Here is a 16,381-nt window from a genome sequence, read left to right as displayed (position 1 = left end):
CGGCGACTATGCATGCGGGTTCCATCGTTGCCAACACTTCAACTGATTTCCCCGACGGCAATCGGGAGCGCACGGTGCCGTCCCTACGCAACGTTCGATCGCCGTCAGGTGTCGAACGCGCAGCCTTGGAACTTTTATGACCAGCAGAACCGCCATAGTTGTCGTCGGGATGCACCGCAGCGGCACATCCGCGCTGGCGCGCATGCTCAGTTTTCTCGGTGCCTCCTTGCCGCGCAACCTCAATCCCGCGGGTCTGGGCAACGAGATCGGCCATTGGGAACCTGAAGCCGCAGTGCGCCTCAACGACCAGATCCTGGACCTGGCTGAAACGCCGCTAAACGATGTCCAGGGACCGTCGAGCGAATGGCTGCACAGCCCTGCGGCACAGGGTTTCGTCGACAGGCTGAAAGATCTGATCGCCGACGAATATGGCAACGACCCGCTCTTCGTGCTGAAGGATCCGCGGATATCGCTGCTGTTTCCCTTGTGGCGCGCCGCGCTGGCCAAGCTGGAAATACGGTGCGCCGCGGTCGTCATCTCGCGCAATCCTATGGAAGTAGCGCTGTCGCTGGCGAAGCGACAGAGCCTGGCAGGTGACTGGCAATCCTGGCCTCTGGATCGGGGAGGCCTGCTGTGGTTGCGGTACAATCTGGCTGCCGAGGAACACACGCGCGACGTCGACAGGGCGTTCTGCGACTATTCGACGTTGCTGGACGACTGGAGGTCGGTCGCGCGCCGTCTCGGCGATGAACTCAAGATCGCGTGGCCAAGATCCATCCCGGATGCCGCTGCCGAGATCGACGGCTTTCTGTCGCGGGAACTGCGGCACCATCAGGAGCCCGAGGACCTGGATTGCCGTCAGGGCGTGTGGTCTGCATGGATCGCGCAGATCTATTCCGAACTGCGTCGCGCTACCGAAGGCCGCGCGCCTGATCCAGCCGTTTTCGGTGCGGTGAAGCAGTCATTCGACGATGTCCATGCCGGCATTCAGCATCCTCCTGCGCCGCCGCGATCAACTGGCCATCCTGGCCTACGCGTCATGCGCCGGCGTGCGGGCCAGCGAAAAATATGCTTTGTCGGCGACCTGTTTTGGAAGCCTGTCAGTGGTGACGGCGCGGCGAGAGCCGCGGTCGACGCCGCCATAGCCGCCGGCATCGACGTTTCCATCGTCGACATCGGCGCATTTACCGAGGCAGACGAGAATGCCTTCGCGGCCTTTGCCGAAAGCCATTCCTTCGACATCGAATATCTCGACGGAGATATCCCGCTGGACCAGCCGTCCTTTCTGGCTTCAACGATCCAGTTGTTCAAACACCTCCGCGCCAAGCACTTCGACGCCATTCTTTTTCAGGACCGGGATGGCCTTGGCCATGCCAGCGTCGTGGCGAAGCAGACCGGGCTGACTTTCGACTACGCGTCTCTGGCCATTGTGGCCGTGGGAAGCGCCGACTGGATAAGGCGGCAGAACGGCGAATTTCCATCAAGCCTGGTGACGATTGGCATCGAGCACCTGGAAAAAATGGAACTCGAGCGAAGCACCGCCCAGGCGATCATCGCCGCCAACAGCAACGCCGTGAAAGGCGAGGTCGGTCGATTTGTACACAGCTTGCAGGTCGCCCTGGAAGAGCGATCGAAGGATGCCAGGGAGGCAGCGCGTTACGCGAACTCCCTGGAAGACACATTGGTCCAGTTGCGGAAGGCGAACGAGGCCGCGGCCGAATACGCCAGAAGCCTCGAACAGTCCCGGGCCCAGGCCGAGGAAGCCGCCGGCGGCGATGCCCTGAAGGGCGAGGTTGGCCGATATGTGCACAGCTTGCAGGTCGCCCTGGAAGAGCGGTCGAAAAGTGCCGAGGAGGCGGCGCGTTACGCGAGATCCCTGGAAGAGACGGTGGCTCAACTGCGGGAGGCGAATGACGCCACGACCGAATACGCCAGAAGTCTCGAACACTCGCGGGCTGAGACCGCGGAGTATGCCAGGACGCTTGCGGCAGAACTGGAGAAAATCAACTCGGCTGCCGATAGCGGACGCTGACGAGCTCAGCGTTTGCGGCGCATGTTTTGGTTTGCCCCGCCGTCAGTGGTTCAGGAAAAGAGCCGGAAGCGGGCGAGATACCAGATTGCCTTGACGCCATCGCGCCATCCGATTTTCTTGCCTTCCTCGTAGGTGCGGCCGAAATAGCTGATGCCGATCTCGTAGATACGCCAGCGGCCGGCAAGCGCGATCTGGGCGCTGAGCTGAATTTCACAGCCAAAGTCGTTACAGGTCAGACGCAGCCGGCTCATGACGTCTCGCGTGAACATCTTGTAGCAGCACTCGATGTCCGTCAGCGTCTGGTTGTAGAGAAGATTGAACACCAGGGAGATGAAGCGATTGGCCAGATAATGGTGGAAATAGAGCGACCGATGAGGCCGGCCGTAGAAGCGTGAGCCGTAGACCACATCTGCAACTTTTCGCCTGACGATAAGATCATACATAACGGTCCAATCCGCAGGATCGTATTCAAGGTCCGCATCCTGGATGACGATGACGTCGCCCTTGACCGCCGCCAGCCCGGTCTGCAGCGCGGCACCTTTTCCGCTATTTCTGTCGTGATGGAACACGCGCACCGTGACCGGGGCAATCCCCGGTTCCTCGGTGAAGACCAGACCTCCGTCGATGTCGACGGTCAGGGACGTGGCACAGCGAGAACCGGTCGGAAAATTGGCCTTGAGCCACTCGCGGGTGCCGTCGGAGGAGCCGTCATCGACGATGATGATTTCCTTAGCCACGGCGGGAAGTGCTGTGCTCACCATCGCCAACACGTGCGGCAATGTGACTGCTTCGTTGAAGACCGGTACGATTACGGAAAGCATGGAACCTCGAGGCCGGAAAGTCGCCTGTTGTGTGGAACCCGACACTGCCGGCTAGGACAAAGCGACCATCGCAATCATGACGATGCCAATGGTGGCGAAGAGCGCCCGGTAACACCGTTGCAGTCGATAGAGGCTCTCGGACGTCAGGCCGGCCAGCATGGCGCGGCGCGAAGCCCACAGATGTACCGGAATGAATGCGGCGGCAAAGACGAGGGCGAACGGAACCAATCCGAGCACAGCCAGCGAGACCATGAGCGCATATGCCGAGATAAAGAGCACGAGGCCTGCGACAAAACTCCTGGTCTTGCCAAACGCCACGGCGTTCGTCCGTATGCCGTTGAGCAAGTCGACGTCATAGTCGCGTGCCTCATGCGTGAAATGGCCGGCAGTGAATACCAATCCAAAGAAACAACTGACGACGAGACCCTGTGCATTGATCGCGCCAAAAGCCGCATAACCGAGCAGGAAATGCATGCAGCCGCCGACAAAATGCAGGGCCGAGCTGTAAAGCGGCGCACCCTTCAGATGCAGGGTCGGGCCGGAATACAAGGCGCTTAGCCCTGCTATCGTTATCGCAACAACGAGCGCCCTCGTATTTATCAGCCCAAACAGGAGCAGACTGATCGCCAGCAATGAGCCGGCAAGATAGCCGATTTCCCTGCGCGTCAGACCTTTTGCCGCGAATGTTCGGCTGGCTCGGTCCGGATCTTTGAGATCTCCGTCGATTCCCGACCAGTCGTTGAGGACAAACACGTGAGCCATCAGGCACAGGTTGCCGGCTATCAAAATAGCTACGGTCAGCGCATGGCTCGCTGACAGCGATCCGATCGAAAGGACCGCACCGATGATCGGAGTGGCCTGAAGCGCGACGACTTCATCGAAACGGATGCACGAAAGCCAACGGGACAGCTGTGTCGCCCGGGGGCGATTTTGATCGACCGTGTCGCTCGCGATTTGCGTCACTTCTCACCACATTTTTGTTCCGGGCCGCCGGAACCACAAGGAAGCGTTGATAGCATACGTTCGTTCTCGAAATAGAGCCGCAACCACAGCGCATATCCGAAATCTTGCGACCAATAGAATCGTTTCACCGTCGCTGTAAGGTCATTGTGATACAGGAGCGGAGGCGTATGGCTCATCAAGGAAAAGTCATCCGCAGCGATATCGGTCAGCAATTCGGCCGTACGCCGGTAGGTAGCATATGAGCCGGCATGGCTTTCCAGCTGCCCAAGCTGGTCGGCGGCGCGCAGCCAGATCTCTTGGCCGGGAATGTCGGTCCGCAATTGCGCCCGTGGGAGTTGCGGCAAGCAGCCGGCCTTTTCCAGCTCTGCCAACCGCAGAGAGATCATGAGCGGTGCACCGGCGTAGTAGACCCAGATATCGTCGTCGCCAGCTTTTTTCGAGAGCGCGTCGCACAGGGAACGCGCGGCCGGTTTGTCCACCTGTTCGAGAAACAGGAATATGTGCATCTGGATTCCGATATCCGCCGGATTGGCGTCGCGTCCGGGATCGAGGCATTGGTAATTGTCCCGTGGCGCAAGCCAAGTCTTGTAGAGCCCGTCAGGTCGTCTGAACTGCGTTATCATGGCAAGCGCGGGTTGCAGCAGTTCGCTCTTTTCGCTCGGCGCGACCCGCCACGCCAGGGCGGTGTCATCGGAATCGGGCGTGATGGCGCAGCCAAGAGTGCCGATCGTGGGCGCATCTGGTCGACCGTGATATCGAACGAGACCGCTCGGCTCGATCTGAGCGGCCAGGAACTGGCGCGCCCTTGCAAGCATGTCGCTTGCGCCGGCGGCTTCGGCCACGGGGCCGGCGACATCAAGCATGACGGCGTTCAGATAGGTGTTCATTTCCTGGCGCGGCTGCTCAAATCGCGTTGCGCTTGTATAGGAGGTCAGCCAATAGCCGCCGGCCTGCTGATGGCTTGCGAGAATCTGCCTGGCGCGCCGCCCCGCACTTGGCAGATCCGTCACATGCTCAAGCGCCTCATTGTGCGGCGCCAGGACGAAAGAGGTCTGCTTCATGAGACGCGGCTCGCCGCCCTCCGTGGCGCGCACCAGTACCGCCAACAGATGCTCACCCGGACCCACCTGGTCGATTGGAATGGTGACGCGCCAACCAGCCGGGCTCGCATGGCCCATCGCCTTCTCGACATCGGTCCTGGCAAAGAATTCCCGCGTTGCGGCGCCCCATTGGCCATCGATCAGCACGGCGACGTCGCTGGGAGAGTGGCTGTTGGTGAGCGCCCATCCGAGGACCTCAAGCTGCCTGCCCGCTCCGCCGCCGGTGCCTTGACCGACCGGCAAAACGTTAACCGCATCGATGTTGCCATCCAGATCGACGATCAAGTCGGCCTGGACATGCGGGTGACTGAGTTCGGCGACAAACGCTGCGTTGTGGATGTCCCAGGCAGGCCGCATTCTGCCTGGTCCGTGGGCGGTGACGATGGGCGTGTCGGCGATGCCGGTGTACCAGAAGGCACCGATCGTCTGGATCGAGATCGCCACGAGTGATGCAAGGCCGAATGCCACGCGCCCGTTCCGGGACAGCGCCTTTACGACAGGTGGAAGCATCCACATCAGCATGGGCAGCATGTCGGTGAGCCATCGGGGCCCCCAGGAGATGCCCTGCCGCCAATCGATCATGGCGTAGAACGACACTTGCACGATCATGGCGCAGCCAATGGCTATCGTCAGCCCTCGTCCTGAGCGCTCAAGCACGACGCGACGACAAAAAATGGGAACGAACAGCAGGAACGGAGAGTAGACGAAGAGTCCTCGGGTCGGACTGACAAGAAGGCCTGCGATGCCGCCCACTATGTCGTGGTTGAAATCGCCGGGCCGAACATGCAGCGCATAAGCCCCCGCGATATTGCCGACGATCATGAGATTATAGGCCAGGGTCAAAGCGACGGGGACCATGCCCGACAAGACGAAAAACGGTCTCATGCGGCCAGCCCACCACAGGCCATAAATACCCAGACCTGCCGCCAATATGGTATCGGGCTGGCGGTTGGCCGCGATAAGCGCACAAAGCAGTCCTGCGAGGACGACCCGCAATGCCGTGCCTGGTCCGGTGAGCAAAAGCATGGTGGCCACGACCAGCAACTGGGCGAGCCCATGCATCCAGAGGGCCTGGCTGCTGATGACCCATGTCGTCGTACCAAATGCGTAAAGCAGGCTCAGAATGGCGGCCAACCCTTCATCGGTCCGCCGCCGAAGGAGCAAATAGAGCAAACCGACGGACACCGCCGCCAGCGAAGAAGCGCAGAGCTTTTCCATGATCCGGGCGACTTGGTCGAACAGCAGCGGATCGGCACCATGGTGGTTCAGATAAATGACTGCCGGCAGATAGAATGGGGAGAGGATGACCGGAACGGCAATGGGAAATTTTGATACATATCGGTCTCCTCCAACCTTCAGGATCCAATGAGCCGTGCCATCCTTCTCTGGCGTTGCCGGCGGCTTTCGTCCTTGAGCCACCGTGGTTAAAATTGGATTCAAGGTCAGGCTGTGGTTCTGCCAGATGGAAAAGGGCAGGTAGCGCGCCGCATAGCTGTCCGCCGCCGTGATCGACCGCATATTTGCGTTGTAGACCAACAGGCAGAGGAGCCCAAGCAGCAGCGCGATTGCGACATCGCGAGCGCGAATGCGCCGGAAAGCCGGCGTCGATATTGCCTGGCTATGGACGTGGGCCGTAATTGCCGCGGTCGCCAATAATATTCCCCATCAGACTTTCCATCGAAGCTCATAGTGGCGCGCGCGGCGCTCGACAATGATCGCCATGGCGCGTCAACAGGAACATTAGGAATGTTGAAGCCAAGCCTGGTCGCCGGCTTTCCAGGGAGGCAAAATTGCCAGCGTTGAGGACGCCCATCTCAAGGCGGGCAAATCTGATTGGTATCGGCGCCCCCCCGCACCGCCACAAGCAGCGCGGACTCATGATCAGTAGCAGACAGCGGCTGCGATGCAGACCGCAGCGAGGAAGGTCCCTATGACAGAAAGAACCACCAAGGCCGAGTCATTACCGGCAACCGCCGTCGTCCGCGTCTCGCGCGCCAGCTACGACCCGAGCCGGTTCGCCGAGGTCGACGCCGCGAGCAAGAAGACTTCGGAGTACATAATCCCGGCCCTCAGACGGCTGCCGGGGCTCCTTCACTTTTATGCGGGCGTCTCGCCGAAAGGCTCGATCGTGCAAGTGAGTGTCTGGGACACCGACGAGCATGCGGCACAGTTGGACCGATTGAAGGAGATGGTCGTCGACGGCCGAAGGGATATGGAGGCGGTCGGCGTGACGTTCACCCCGATTTTCAACTACCCGATCGACTGGACCTGGACCGTCTGACCGAGCGCCTGCGTCCCCCGGTCTGCTAAAACCCGGAAACGTGGTTCGAGGACACCCGATGCATATCGGCCTCCACCATCTCTGAGACCAGATCCTCCAGTCGAACCGTGGGACTCCAGTCCAGCACTTCTTTCGCAAGGGAAGGGTCGCCGACAAGAAGGTCGACTTCCGATGGTCTGTAGAAGGCCGGATCGACGGATACAACGACGTTCCCGGTGGCTCGGTCGATGGCCATCTCGTTGTGCCCCGTTCCCTGCCAGTCCAGAGAGATGCCGCAGGCGCTCGCGGCCATTTCGACAAAATCACGAACGGTGTGCGTTCTTCCGGTCGCCACGACGAAATCCATCACAGGCGTCGTTTGCAGCATCCTCCACATTGCGTCGACGTAGTCCCTGGCGTGGCCCCAATCTCTTTTCGCCTCCAGATTTCCGACCCGCAGCGGCCCTTCGCCCCTCAATGCGTATTTGGCCATGCCAAGCGTCACTTTTCGAGGGAGAAACTCCACGCCCCTCAAAGGCGACTCGTGATTGAAGAGGATGCCGCTGCAGCAATGCAGCCCGTATGCTTCCCTGTAGTTCACGACAGTCCAATGCGCGAACAGTTTGGCGACCCCATAGGGACTGCGCGGATAGAAGGCGGTTTTCTCGGACTGCGGAACCTGTTGCACTTTTCCGAACATTTCGGACGTTGAAGCCTGATAAAATTTCGCCGTGGGGACGACGGTCCTGACGCCTTCAAGCAATCTCAGTGCACCAATCCCGGTCACCTGGGTTGTGTAGATGGGCTGTGTAAAAGAATCGCCCACAAAGCTTTGAGCCGCGAGATTGTAAATTTCGTCGGGCTTGATCTTCTCCAGCACCCCACGCACGTTTGAGTCTTCGGTCAGTTCCATCGACGTGAATTCGATCTCGTCCAGAACCTGCAGATCTTGCAGGCGCCACGTCCCGATGCCGGACGTACGGCGCATGGAGCCGACCACACGGTATCCCTTGTCAAGCAGCAGCTTTGACAGGTAGGCGCCATCCTGCCCGGTGATGCCCGTTATCAACGCAGTCTTATTTGCCACAGCCTGTCCCTTGTGATTGTGGATTGCCCTTGTCGTGCGCTATGGCAACGTTTTGACGCGAAGGCAAAGGAAGATTCGGGCTAAGCATGAGGAATGCGTTTTTTACGATTTCGTCCTGGAATTATCTCCACTATTCCCGGGCGCTTGCGTCTTCGTTTGCTCGCCACCATCCAGACTTTTCCTGCATACTTGCCATCGCTGACACACATCGGGAAGACCTGGAAAAGGACGCCTTTCCCGAGTTCGACGCCCATATTTTCTTCGACGATCTCGATCTGCCCGATCGTCGGGCCTTCAGTTTTCGCTACGACGTCATGGAACTCAACACCGCGATCAAGCCGACCGTATTCCGGCGGCTTTTCGCCGAAGGTTTTGACCGCGTCATTTACCTGGATCCGGATATCCTTGCCTATCGCCGTTTCGACGAGATCTTGCAGGCGTTCGACGAGGGGGCGACGTCCATCTTGACGCCGCATGCGCTGGCTCCCAACCTCCATCCCGAAGGCCCAAACGACCTGACCTTCATGCAAGCCGGGATTTACAATCTGGGATTTCTGGCCCTGGCCAGGACGGACGAGACGTCAGCCTTGCTGGAATGGTGGGAGACGCGCCTGCGAAACGAGTGTGTCGCCAATCGGCTGAGCGATGGGATTTTCGTCGACCAGAAGTTCATGGACCTGTGGCCGGCCTATTGCTCGGGCACGCACATCCTGCGCGATCCAGCTTACAACGTGGCGTACTGGAACCTGGATACTCGCACGATCAAAAAGACGAGTGAACGATACGAGGTCAACGGCTCTCCACTCGCCTTCTTTCATTTCAGCGGGATCACTCCCGGCGACCAGAGTGTCCTGTCAAAGCACCAGCAGCGGTGGAAGCCAACGTCGACCAAGGAGTTGGAAAACCTGTTGGCCGACTATCACGACCAGTTGGAGGCCTTTGGGGCAAGAAGGTTTTCGGCCGTGCCTTATGGCTTCGGGACGTTTTCCGACGGCACCGATATTCCGAGCCTGGCGCGAATTGTCTATCGCGAGAAGCTCGAGCCTTTCGAGGGCGATCCCTTCACCCTGATGCCCGACCATCTCGACCGTCCAGCCGACATCAATCCGAATCCCGGTGGCGTGGTCACGCAGCTTGCGCACGCACTCTGGACGACGAGGCGCGACCTGCAATCCTACTTCCCCCTCCAGGAGGGACGATCCCAGATAAACTATGCTGACTGGTATATGTCCGGCGGCGCATCGTCGGCCGGGATTCCTTCCAGGTTCACGAAAACGGTCGCCGAAAGAATGAACCAACTTGGGTCTGCGAAGACCGACCCAAACGCAATGGCGGACGTCTCCGGCAAACAAACCTCGATGATTGCAAGGCGGGTCGCGCGTCGTGCTTATCGAACTCTCCTAAGAGCCCAACCTCACATTCGCTGGCTCTATGGAATGGTGCCGCCAGCCAGGCGAAAACAATTTCTCGATGCGATGTTCCGGCATGCCTGGCCCACGAATTTCGATACGACGACCCAGGCTACGCTTGCGCCTGGTCTATCCCTCATCGGTTACCCTTCTTCAGAGACGGGCGTCGGTGAAGCCATGCGTTCGCTGGCCCGATCGATTGAGAGCGCGGGCATCAACTACGATGTCACGAATTTTGACGAGCAGGTTCTGTCGTCGCACAGGGACAGAGCCCTGACGCACCGCATCGCTGCGCGGCCATCCAAAATGGTGAACGTTTTTTGCGTAAACGCCGACATGCTGGGGTCAACCATTCAGGGCGTCGGCGTCGGTGTTCTGCACAACAGATACAATATCGTCCGGCCTTTCTGGGAACTGCCTCTGATCCATCCGCAATGGCTGACCAGCTTGCAGCATGTGGACGAGATTTGGGCCCCGACGGCCTTCGTCCGCGACGCGTTCATAGCTGGTACGGACCGTCCCGTCGTGCACATTCCAGTGGCTATTTCCGTTCCGCCAAACATCGAGGCGAACCGGGAGCGCTTCCAGATTCCAAAGGATTCCACGGCATTCTTGTTTGCGTTCGATTTTTCGTCCTACCCGGACCGAAAGAACCCGGATGCCGTGTTACAGGCCTATCTTCGCGCGTTCGGACAGGACCGCGATCGGCGGGTTTCCTTGATCATCAAGACAATGGGCAATAGCCCTCACAAACGAGCAATTCTGAATTCAATTCGTGGCCTGGCGCAGACCGACAAGCGGGTTGTCTTGATTGACGAAATTCTGACTCGAGCCGAAACCTATTGCCTGACGAAATCATGCGATGTCTTCATTTCGTTGCATCGATCGGAAGGTTTTGGATTGGGAATTGCCGAAGCCATGGCCATGGGCAAAGCGGTCATTGCAACGGACTTTTCCGGAAGCAAGGACTTTGTCAGCACGCAGACTGGTTTTCCTATTCCATACCGTTTGATCGGCGTGGAGCCCGACCAATACCCCTATTTCATCGAAGGGCAGAAATGGGCCGATCCCGACATAGACGAAGCTGCTCGGATCATGACGCAACTTGCGGATAATATGGAGGCCGTCAGCGCGGTTGGCGAGCGCGCCCGGACCTACATGGCTCAAGTGCACAGCCCGGAGGCGGTCGGCAAGGTGATCGCAAATCGCCTTCAAGACGTCCAAGGATACAGGAATTCCATCCTGAATACCTAGAGCAGGCGAGGGCGCCGTCCCGAGACGCGTGGGATGAGCCGCGTGCGGTCGCAGTTCGATCCAGCGGCCGGTTTGCGATGGTAATCGGGCGTTGCGGAACAGCAGTGAGCTGGCGTTAAGCTTTCGGTAACCCTCCTAAGTCGAAGACCAAAAAAGACTTTGGCTTCTCGTACCCTCCATAGATGCTGGGGCTGGCATCGAGTCGAGGAGCAAGACCACAATGACCACCGTCCTGAACGCCTATGGCGTTCCACTCCCCTACAGCGGATCCTCGACAAAATGGTACTCGGCCACGAATTCCGGCCCGGCGCTTTATGGCAGCATCTACAACGACTCGCTCTATGGCGACGGCAACGTCAGCGTCACGATGTATGGCGGCAAGGGCGATGATATCTACTATCTGTATTCCACGAAGAACAAGGCGGTCGAGCTGGCCAACGAGGGTGTCGACACCATCTCGACCTGGATGAACTACAGGCTCCCGGCGAATTTCGAAAACCTGACGGTCACAGGCGACAAGCACTATGCTTTCGGAAACGAGCTGAACAACATCATCACCGGCGGCTCCGGCCAACAGACGCTCGACGGCTTGAAGGGCGACGATGTTCTCAAGGGCGGCTCCGGGGCAGACATTTTCGTCGTCGCCCCCGGCAACGGCAGTGACCTGATCCTGGACTTCAGCGCCGACGATACGGTGCGCGTCGGGAGCTACGGCTTCACCTCCTTCGACCAGGTGCACGCCAACATGGTCCAGTCGGGAGCGAACGTCCGACTTGATCTATCCGGCAACGAGTTTCTCGTCTTCGCCAACAAGACGATCGACCAGTTCGCCGCAAGCCAGTTCGATCTCGCCTTGGACAGGTCGCATCTGCAACTCACCTTCGCGGACGAGTTCAACACACTGAACCTGTGGAATGGCTCGAGCGGCACCTGGAACACGAACTTCTGGTGGGGAGGCGCCAACGGCAGCTCGCTCACCGGCAACGGCGAGCTTCAATGGTATGTCGATGCCAACTATGCCCCGACGAGTTCCGTCAAGCCGTTCAGCATCGACAACGGCGTTCTCACGATTACCGCCGCCAAGGCCCCTGACGCTATCAAGCCCTACATAAACAACTACCAATACACGTCAGGATTGTTGACGACGCACGACTCCTTCGCGCAGACCTACGGCTATTTCGAAATTCGGGCCGACATGCCCGAAAAACAGGGCGCATGGCCGGCCTTCTGGCTTCTGCCGGCGGACGGCTCCTGGCCACCGGAGCTGGACGCCATAGAGATGACCGGTCAGGATCCAAACAAGCTCCTTCTGACAAGCCACACGAACGAGACGGGAACTCATACGACAGTATCCTCCACGCCCTATGTCGCGGATACCGAAGGGTTCCACAAATACGGGGTGCTGTGGACGGAAAACGAACTCGTCTGGTATTTCGACAACGTCGAAGTCGCGCATGCCGCAACGCCTGCCGACATGCACGAGCCGATGTATATGCTGGTCGATCTCGCGGTTGGCGGCATCGCGGGAACGCCCGCCGACGGGCTTGCCACACCTGCGGAAATGCAGATCGACTACATCCATGCCTACTCGTTGCACGATTGGATTGTCTAGGCGCAACCTGATGGTGGATCGTGGGTCGGTCAGGAAATCAAGGGCAGTTACCAAGCGCGCCTGACCGCCAGTATCCCTAGAACACGCCACCAATGCCTATGCCGGCACCAATGTCCGGCGGGGGCGCTGCCGGGCGTTGCGGGGCGGCCTGCGAGCGTTTCGCGGTCTTGCGGCCTGAGCTGGTTTGCGAAGGGCCGGCATCCGACGCGACCTTAGCCGGCTTGGGCTTTACGACGACCGGCTGCTTGCAGATTCTGCCGGAGCGCAAAAACAGATCGCCGAGCAGCCCGACAGTCGGCTCCGTCGTCGACGCGACCTGTTTGGTGTTTTTGTAATAGTCGGTGAGAGCGCGGATGGAGCCGGTGCCCCAATCGCCGTCAACCTGCATCCGGTAGCAACCCAGGCGACGAAGTTCCGTCTGAATGCTGCGCGCAAGATCGCCAGCCTTGTCCTTTTCCGCTTCGCCCGGCGATGCGCCGACAATGAGGGTTTCGAGGCCGGAGACGACGTTTTGGCGAGCGTCCTCAACGCTTTCAGTTGGCGACAGATTGGCGACCTGAGTGCCAACCGGCTCGGGGACACCGGTTGACGGTGCGGGAATCTCGACCGACCGCAACGTCTGCCCGACGACCAGCACCGCAGTTTGCAGGTCGCTGGAGGCAAGCTCGACCTGCAATCTCTTCTTGGCGATGGGGTCCGCCAGAATTCGCGAAAGGCTTGCGCTCAACTGTGCCGGATCGAGTGCCTGCTGCTCGGTGAAATAGAACTGCTCGCGCAGGTTCGATTGATCCCACGGCACTTGACGGCCAACCGTCAATGCTTCGGTTTCGTTGCGGACGCGGATCATCATGTCGGAGACGCTCAGTCCAGGGATCTCGAGGTTCTTCAGCAACGCGACGGTAAACGGGCTGTTTTCGCCGCCGCCATCGGCGGTGACATTGCCGGGCTGCGTGGCAAAGGCAACGAACGTGTTTTCACCGACGTCAACTTGCGCCAGACCATTGCCTGCACCGGCGCCGGGACCGAGCGGATTGTTGCGGCACGCGTCCAGGAATATGAATGTCTGGCGGTCCCGTCGTGCGAACCTGGCGATAACATCATTCAGCTTGATGGCGCTGGCCACCAGTTTTTCCAGGCTTTCGGGATCGGGCGTGTCGACCGGGAGCAGGTAGTTTTCACCATTCAACTGCACGCCGTGGCCGGCATAGAAAATCAAGACCGCACTGGCGGTCGGCAACTTTGCATCGGCGTCTCGAAGCAGTTTGGCGAAACCCTCGGTCGAGAGATCGGTTCCCGTCAGGACTTCGAAATTCAGCCGCTTCAGGCTCTCCGAAAGCCGTGTGGCATCGTTTGCCGCATTGGGGAGATGCTCCAGCCGGGTGCTTTGATAGTTCGAATTGCCGATGACGATCGCCAGCCGGTTGCGGGGTTGCGGCGACGGGTTCTGCTCGACCGCGGCGCGGGCGCCGGCCATGCCAAGAAGCACGAGAAGCAGAAGCAGCGGGATGCGAAGCAGGAGTTTGTGGCAATGGGTCATATCAGTATGCCCGTTCCGGTCTGCGTCAATCCTGGTCTTGCAACCTTCGAAGCGCACCCCACGCAAATACAGTCATGCCTGAGCGTATGGACCCCGTGCCGCCAAAGGCCAGCAAAAATTTATACCAAGAATCGTGTCAAAGATAGGGAAAACGGGTTTGTATGCTCTCGGATGGACTGAGGAGGGCGCGATGCCGATCAAGATCAACCTTGCGCTGCCGGTTTATGGAGCAGCCTACAAAAGCGCCGAACAACCGTGCTTCCGTTCGGCAGAGGTCACAGTTTTTTGCCATGTGGGTCACGATCCAAACGCGTGATTGCGGTACTTGTGGTATAGGAATGACACTTTCTTTTTCACGGAGATTCCGATGAGACAGATCGAAAGCCGCCTCAGTCCGCCAATGCAGCAGGCCATTCCGATAATTCGACGCGTTTTCAAGCAATATGCGCCTAGGCGCGTTGAACTTGAGTTCACTGCTGGAAAAGAGTGGTATAACCACTCCCGTTGGTCTCTGCATCATTCCGGGAACGCGGTTGATATTAGAACAAGAAAGCTGGCGGATCGTGGAGTTGGTATAGTTTCAACTCTAATGGGACACTTTTTGCAGCAGGAGCTTAACTCTGAGCTTGGAAAAGCAAAGTATTTGGTCCTCGTGAACGATCAGGGGCCTATGTTTCCGCATATTCACGTTCAGTATAATCCTGGGGCGAGGATGAGCACACCCGGGGATGACGACGGAAAGAAGCGACGGAGCCAAACCGTCTAATGGCCGGGGAAAGAATTCCTTTGCTGGTTCTGTAACCATGATCCCTCCCAATTGTGGGGTCGCATCAGGAGAATTTTCGCCGCCTGGATGAACAGGTTCGCAGCTACATGCTGCCGCGTTTCGAGATGCGGCTCCAAGGTCACGTCGCTGCTCGATCACTATTGGCGTTGCCGAACAGCAACAGAGGCCAAAGTTCCTCGCATCATGATCTCTGTCAGTCCATTTAAGGATTGCCTGTTGGTCAAGCTGAGATCATACGTTAGCCGGAGACCATACAGTCCTAAATTCTAAGTTAGCTGAGATCATACATTCGTAATTAGTTGAGTTGTGGAGATCGGCACCATGGCTGCGCGCGGAAGCGGCGAAGCTGCGGGCGAGCCCCTTCCGGAAGAGAGCGAACCGGCCGAGGCCTCGCCCGATCTCACTTATTCGATGTCGGCTGGGCTGGTGGCACGGCTGAAGGCGCTGGACGTTGCGCTCGCGGTTACCTCCTACCAGTCCGGCCTGTTCTATCTTATCGGCCGCAACCCGATGACCGGCGGGCTTAACGTTCACCAGACGCCGATTTTACGCCCGATGGGGCTCGCCTACGCCTCCGACGGGGCGCTGATGCTGGTGGCGGGCTTCCATCTCGTGCGCTTCGTCAACGCGCTGGAACCACACCAGCGGGCCAATGAGATCTTTGACGCCTGCTATGTACCGCGCACCGTGCACGTTACGGGGGAACTCGACGCGCATGACGTCGGCATCGGCGCGGCCGGCCGGCCGATATTCGTCAACACCCGTTTCAACTGCCTCGCCACCGTGTCGGACCGCTACAGCTTCGAGGAAGTGTGGCGGCCGCCCTTCATCTCGGCGTTGGTGGACGAGGACCGCTGCCACCTGAACGGTCTGGCGATGCGCGACGGTGAGGCGGCCTATGCCACGGCTGTCAGCCGCTCCGACACGATCGACGGCTGGCGCGACCGGCGCGCCGACGGCGGCGTTGTGATCGATGTCGGGACCGGCACGGTCGTGTGCCAGGGGCTCTCCATGCCGCATTCGCCGCGTCTCCATCGAGGAGCGCTGTGGCTGCTCAACTCCGGCACAGGCGAGCTCGGCATCGTGGAACTGCCGAAGGACGGCGGCATGGGCCACTTCGAACCGGTCGCGTTCTGCCCGGGTTTCGGGCGCGGGCTGGCGTTTTGCGGCCGCTACGCTTTCGTCGGTCTTTCCAAACCGCGCTACAGGCGCTTCGAGGGGCTGGCGCTTGACGCCCGCCTCGCCGCCGCCGATTCCGAGCCGTGGTGCGGCATCCAGGTCATCGACCTGGAAAAGGGAACCTGCGTCGACTGGTTCCGCATCGACGGCCAGGTGGCCGAGCTCTACGACCTCGCCGTCATCCCCGGCTTTGCCTGCCCCATGGCGGTGAGCCTTCGCTCGCCCGAAGCGGCAGGATTCGTCAGTCATCCGGCGAAAGACGGGCGACCACAATTGCCATCGAACGATTCTCTTGCCGAAGCTGTTACGGGAGCCACGGCCACGCAATAACCAAGACCGC

The 16,381-nt window shown here is 59.4% G+C and carries 12 protein-coding genes; 7 read left to right on the top strand and 5 right to left on the bottom strand.

Annotated elements, in window-relative coordinates; translation table 11 throughout:
- Positions 1–136 precede the first annotated feature (136 nt).
- Positions 137–2,032 (top strand): sulfotransferase family protein, encoded by a 1,896-nt coding sequence (locus HNQ71_RS06390; protein WP_184871688.1) that lies wholly within the window; start codon positions 137–139, stop codon positions 2,030–2,032.
- A gap of 50 nt (positions 2,033–2,082) precedes the next feature.
- Here the strand turns inward: HNQ71_RS06390 and HNQ71_RS06385 are convergent, their stop codons facing one another.
- From HNQ71_RS06385 to HNQ71_RS06375, 3 genes are read right to left on the bottom strand one after another with little or no spacing between them, the layout of a single operon-like run.
- On the bottom strand, positions 2,083–2,853 hold the full coding sequence (locus tag HNQ71_RS06385; RefSeq protein ID WP_184871687.1) for a glycosyltransferase family 2 protein: 771 nt from the start codon (positions 2,851–2,853) through the stop codon (positions 2,083–2,085).
- Positions 2,854–2,904: 51 nt separating this feature from the next.
- Positions 2,905–3,816, bottom strand: coding sequence for a UbiA family prenyltransferase (locus HNQ71_RS06380; protein ID WP_184871686.1), 912 nt, complete (start codon positions 3,814–3,816; stop codon positions 2,905–2,907).
- Entirely contained in the window at positions 3,813–6,569 is a 2,757-nt protein-coding gene (locus HNQ71_RS06375; protein WP_184871685.1) for a hypothetical protein, read from the bottom strand. The genes HNQ71_RS06380 and HNQ71_RS06375 overlap by 4 nt, the downstream gene beginning before the upstream one ends.
- A gap of 277 nt (positions 6,570–6,846) precedes the next feature.
- On the opposite strand from HNQ71_RS06375, the gene HNQ71_RS06370 reads away from it, so the two are divergent.
- On the top strand, positions 6,847–7,197 hold the full coding sequence (locus HNQ71_RS06370) for a hypothetical protein (protein ID WP_184871684.1): 351 nt from the start codon (positions 6,847–6,849) through the stop codon (positions 7,195–7,197).
- 25 nt (positions 7,198–7,222) lie between these two features.
- Here the strand turns inward: HNQ71_RS06370 and gmd are convergent, their stop codons facing one another.
- Positions 7,223–8,263, bottom strand: coding sequence for a GDP-mannose 4,6-dehydratase (gmd, locus tag HNQ71_RS06365; protein ID WP_184871683.1), 1,041 nt, complete (start codon positions 8,261–8,263; stop codon positions 7,223–7,225).
- An 86-nt stretch (positions 8,264–8,349) separates the two neighbouring features.
- Here gmd and HNQ71_RS06360 point away from each other — a divergent pair, with 86 nt between their 5' ends.
- Together HNQ71_RS06360 and eglC are read left to right on the top strand one after the other, a co-directional pair.
- Complete coding sequence (locus HNQ71_RS06360; protein WP_184871682.1) at positions 8,350–10,926, top strand: glycosyltransferase; 2,577 nt, start codon at positions 8,350–8,352, stop codon at positions 10,924–10,926.
- Between the two features lie 220 nt (positions 10,927–11,146).
- Positions 11,147–12,538, top strand: a complete 1,392-nt coding sequence (gene eglC / locus HNQ71_RS06355; protein ID WP_184871681.1) for an endo-1,3-1,4-beta-glycanase EglC — start codon at positions 11,147–11,149, stop codon at positions 12,536–12,538.
- A gap of 76 nt (positions 12,539–12,614) precedes the next feature.
- Here the strand turns inward: eglC and HNQ71_RS06350 are convergent, their stop codons facing one another.
- Positions 12,615–14,012 (bottom strand): caspase family protein, encoded by a 1,398-nt coding sequence (locus HNQ71_RS06350; protein WP_246461355.1) that lies wholly within the window; start codon positions 14,010–14,012, stop codon positions 12,615–12,617.
- A gap of 253 nt (positions 14,013–14,265) precedes the next feature.
- Between HNQ71_RS06350 and HNQ71_RS35455 the strand changes: the two genes are divergently transcribed.
- The 3 genes from HNQ71_RS35455 (at position 14,266) to HNQ71_RS06340 (ending at position 16,371) form a co-directional block, all read left to right on the top strand.
- Entirely contained in the window at positions 14,266–14,391 is a 126-nt protein-coding gene (locus HNQ71_RS35455; RefSeq protein ID WP_281391357.1) for a hypothetical protein, read from the top strand.
- Positions 14,392–14,442: 51 nt separating this feature from the next.
- Positions 14,443–14,841, top strand: coding sequence for a hypothetical protein (locus HNQ71_RS06345; RefSeq protein WP_184871679.1), 399 nt, complete (start codon positions 14,443–14,445; stop codon positions 14,839–14,841).
- A 327-nt stretch (positions 14,842–15,168) separates the two neighbouring features.
- Positions 15,169–16,371 carry a TIGR03032 family protein gene (locus HNQ71_RS06340; RefSeq protein WP_343068060.1) on the top strand — a complete coding sequence of 401 codons (1,203 nt, stop codon included), beginning with the start codon at positions 15,169–15,171 and terminating at the stop codon, positions 16,369–16,371.
- Positions 16,372–16,381 lie beyond the last annotated feature (10 nt).

Source organism: Mesorhizobium sangaii (genome assembly GCF_014207355.1).
Taxonomy (GTDB): Bacteria; Pseudomonadota; Alphaproteobacteria; order Rhizobiales; family Rhizobiaceae; genus Mesorhizobium; species Mesorhizobium sangaii.
The sequence above is the reverse complement of the archived record's forward strand: the minus strand, read 5'-3'. Positions and strand labels throughout refer to the sequence as shown.

Coding starts and splice junctions, on each gene's coding strand:
- HNQ71_RS06390 (WP_184871688.1), top strand. CDS start 137: ATGACCAGCAGAACCGCCATAGTTGTCGTCGGGATGCACCGCAGCGGC.
- HNQ71_RS06385 (WP_184871687.1), bottom strand. CDS start 2,853: ATGCTTTCCGTAATCGTACCGGTCTTCAACGAAGCAGTCACATTGCCG.
- HNQ71_RS06370 (WP_184871684.1), top strand. CDS start 6,847: ATGACAGAAAGAACCACCAAGGCCGAGTCATTACCGGCAACCGCCGTC.
- HNQ71_RS06360 (WP_184871682.1), top strand. CDS start 8,350: ATGAGGAATGCGTTTTTTACGATTTCGTCCTGGAATTATCTCCACTAT.
- eglC (WP_184871681.1), top strand. CDS start 11,147: ATGACCACCGTCCTGAACGCCTATGGCGTTCCACTCCCCTACAGCGGA.
- HNQ71_RS06350 (WP_246461355.1), bottom strand. CDS start 14,012: ATGGCCGGCGCCCGCGCCGCGGTCGAGCAGAACCCGTCGCCGCAACCC.
- HNQ71_RS35455 (WP_281391357.1), top strand. CDS start 14,266: ATGCCGATCAAGATCAACCTTGCGCTGCCGGTTTATGGAGCAGCCTAC.
- HNQ71_RS06345 (WP_184871679.1), top strand. CDS start 14,443: ATGAGACAGATCGAAAGCCGCCTCAGTCCGCCAATGCAGCAGGCCATT.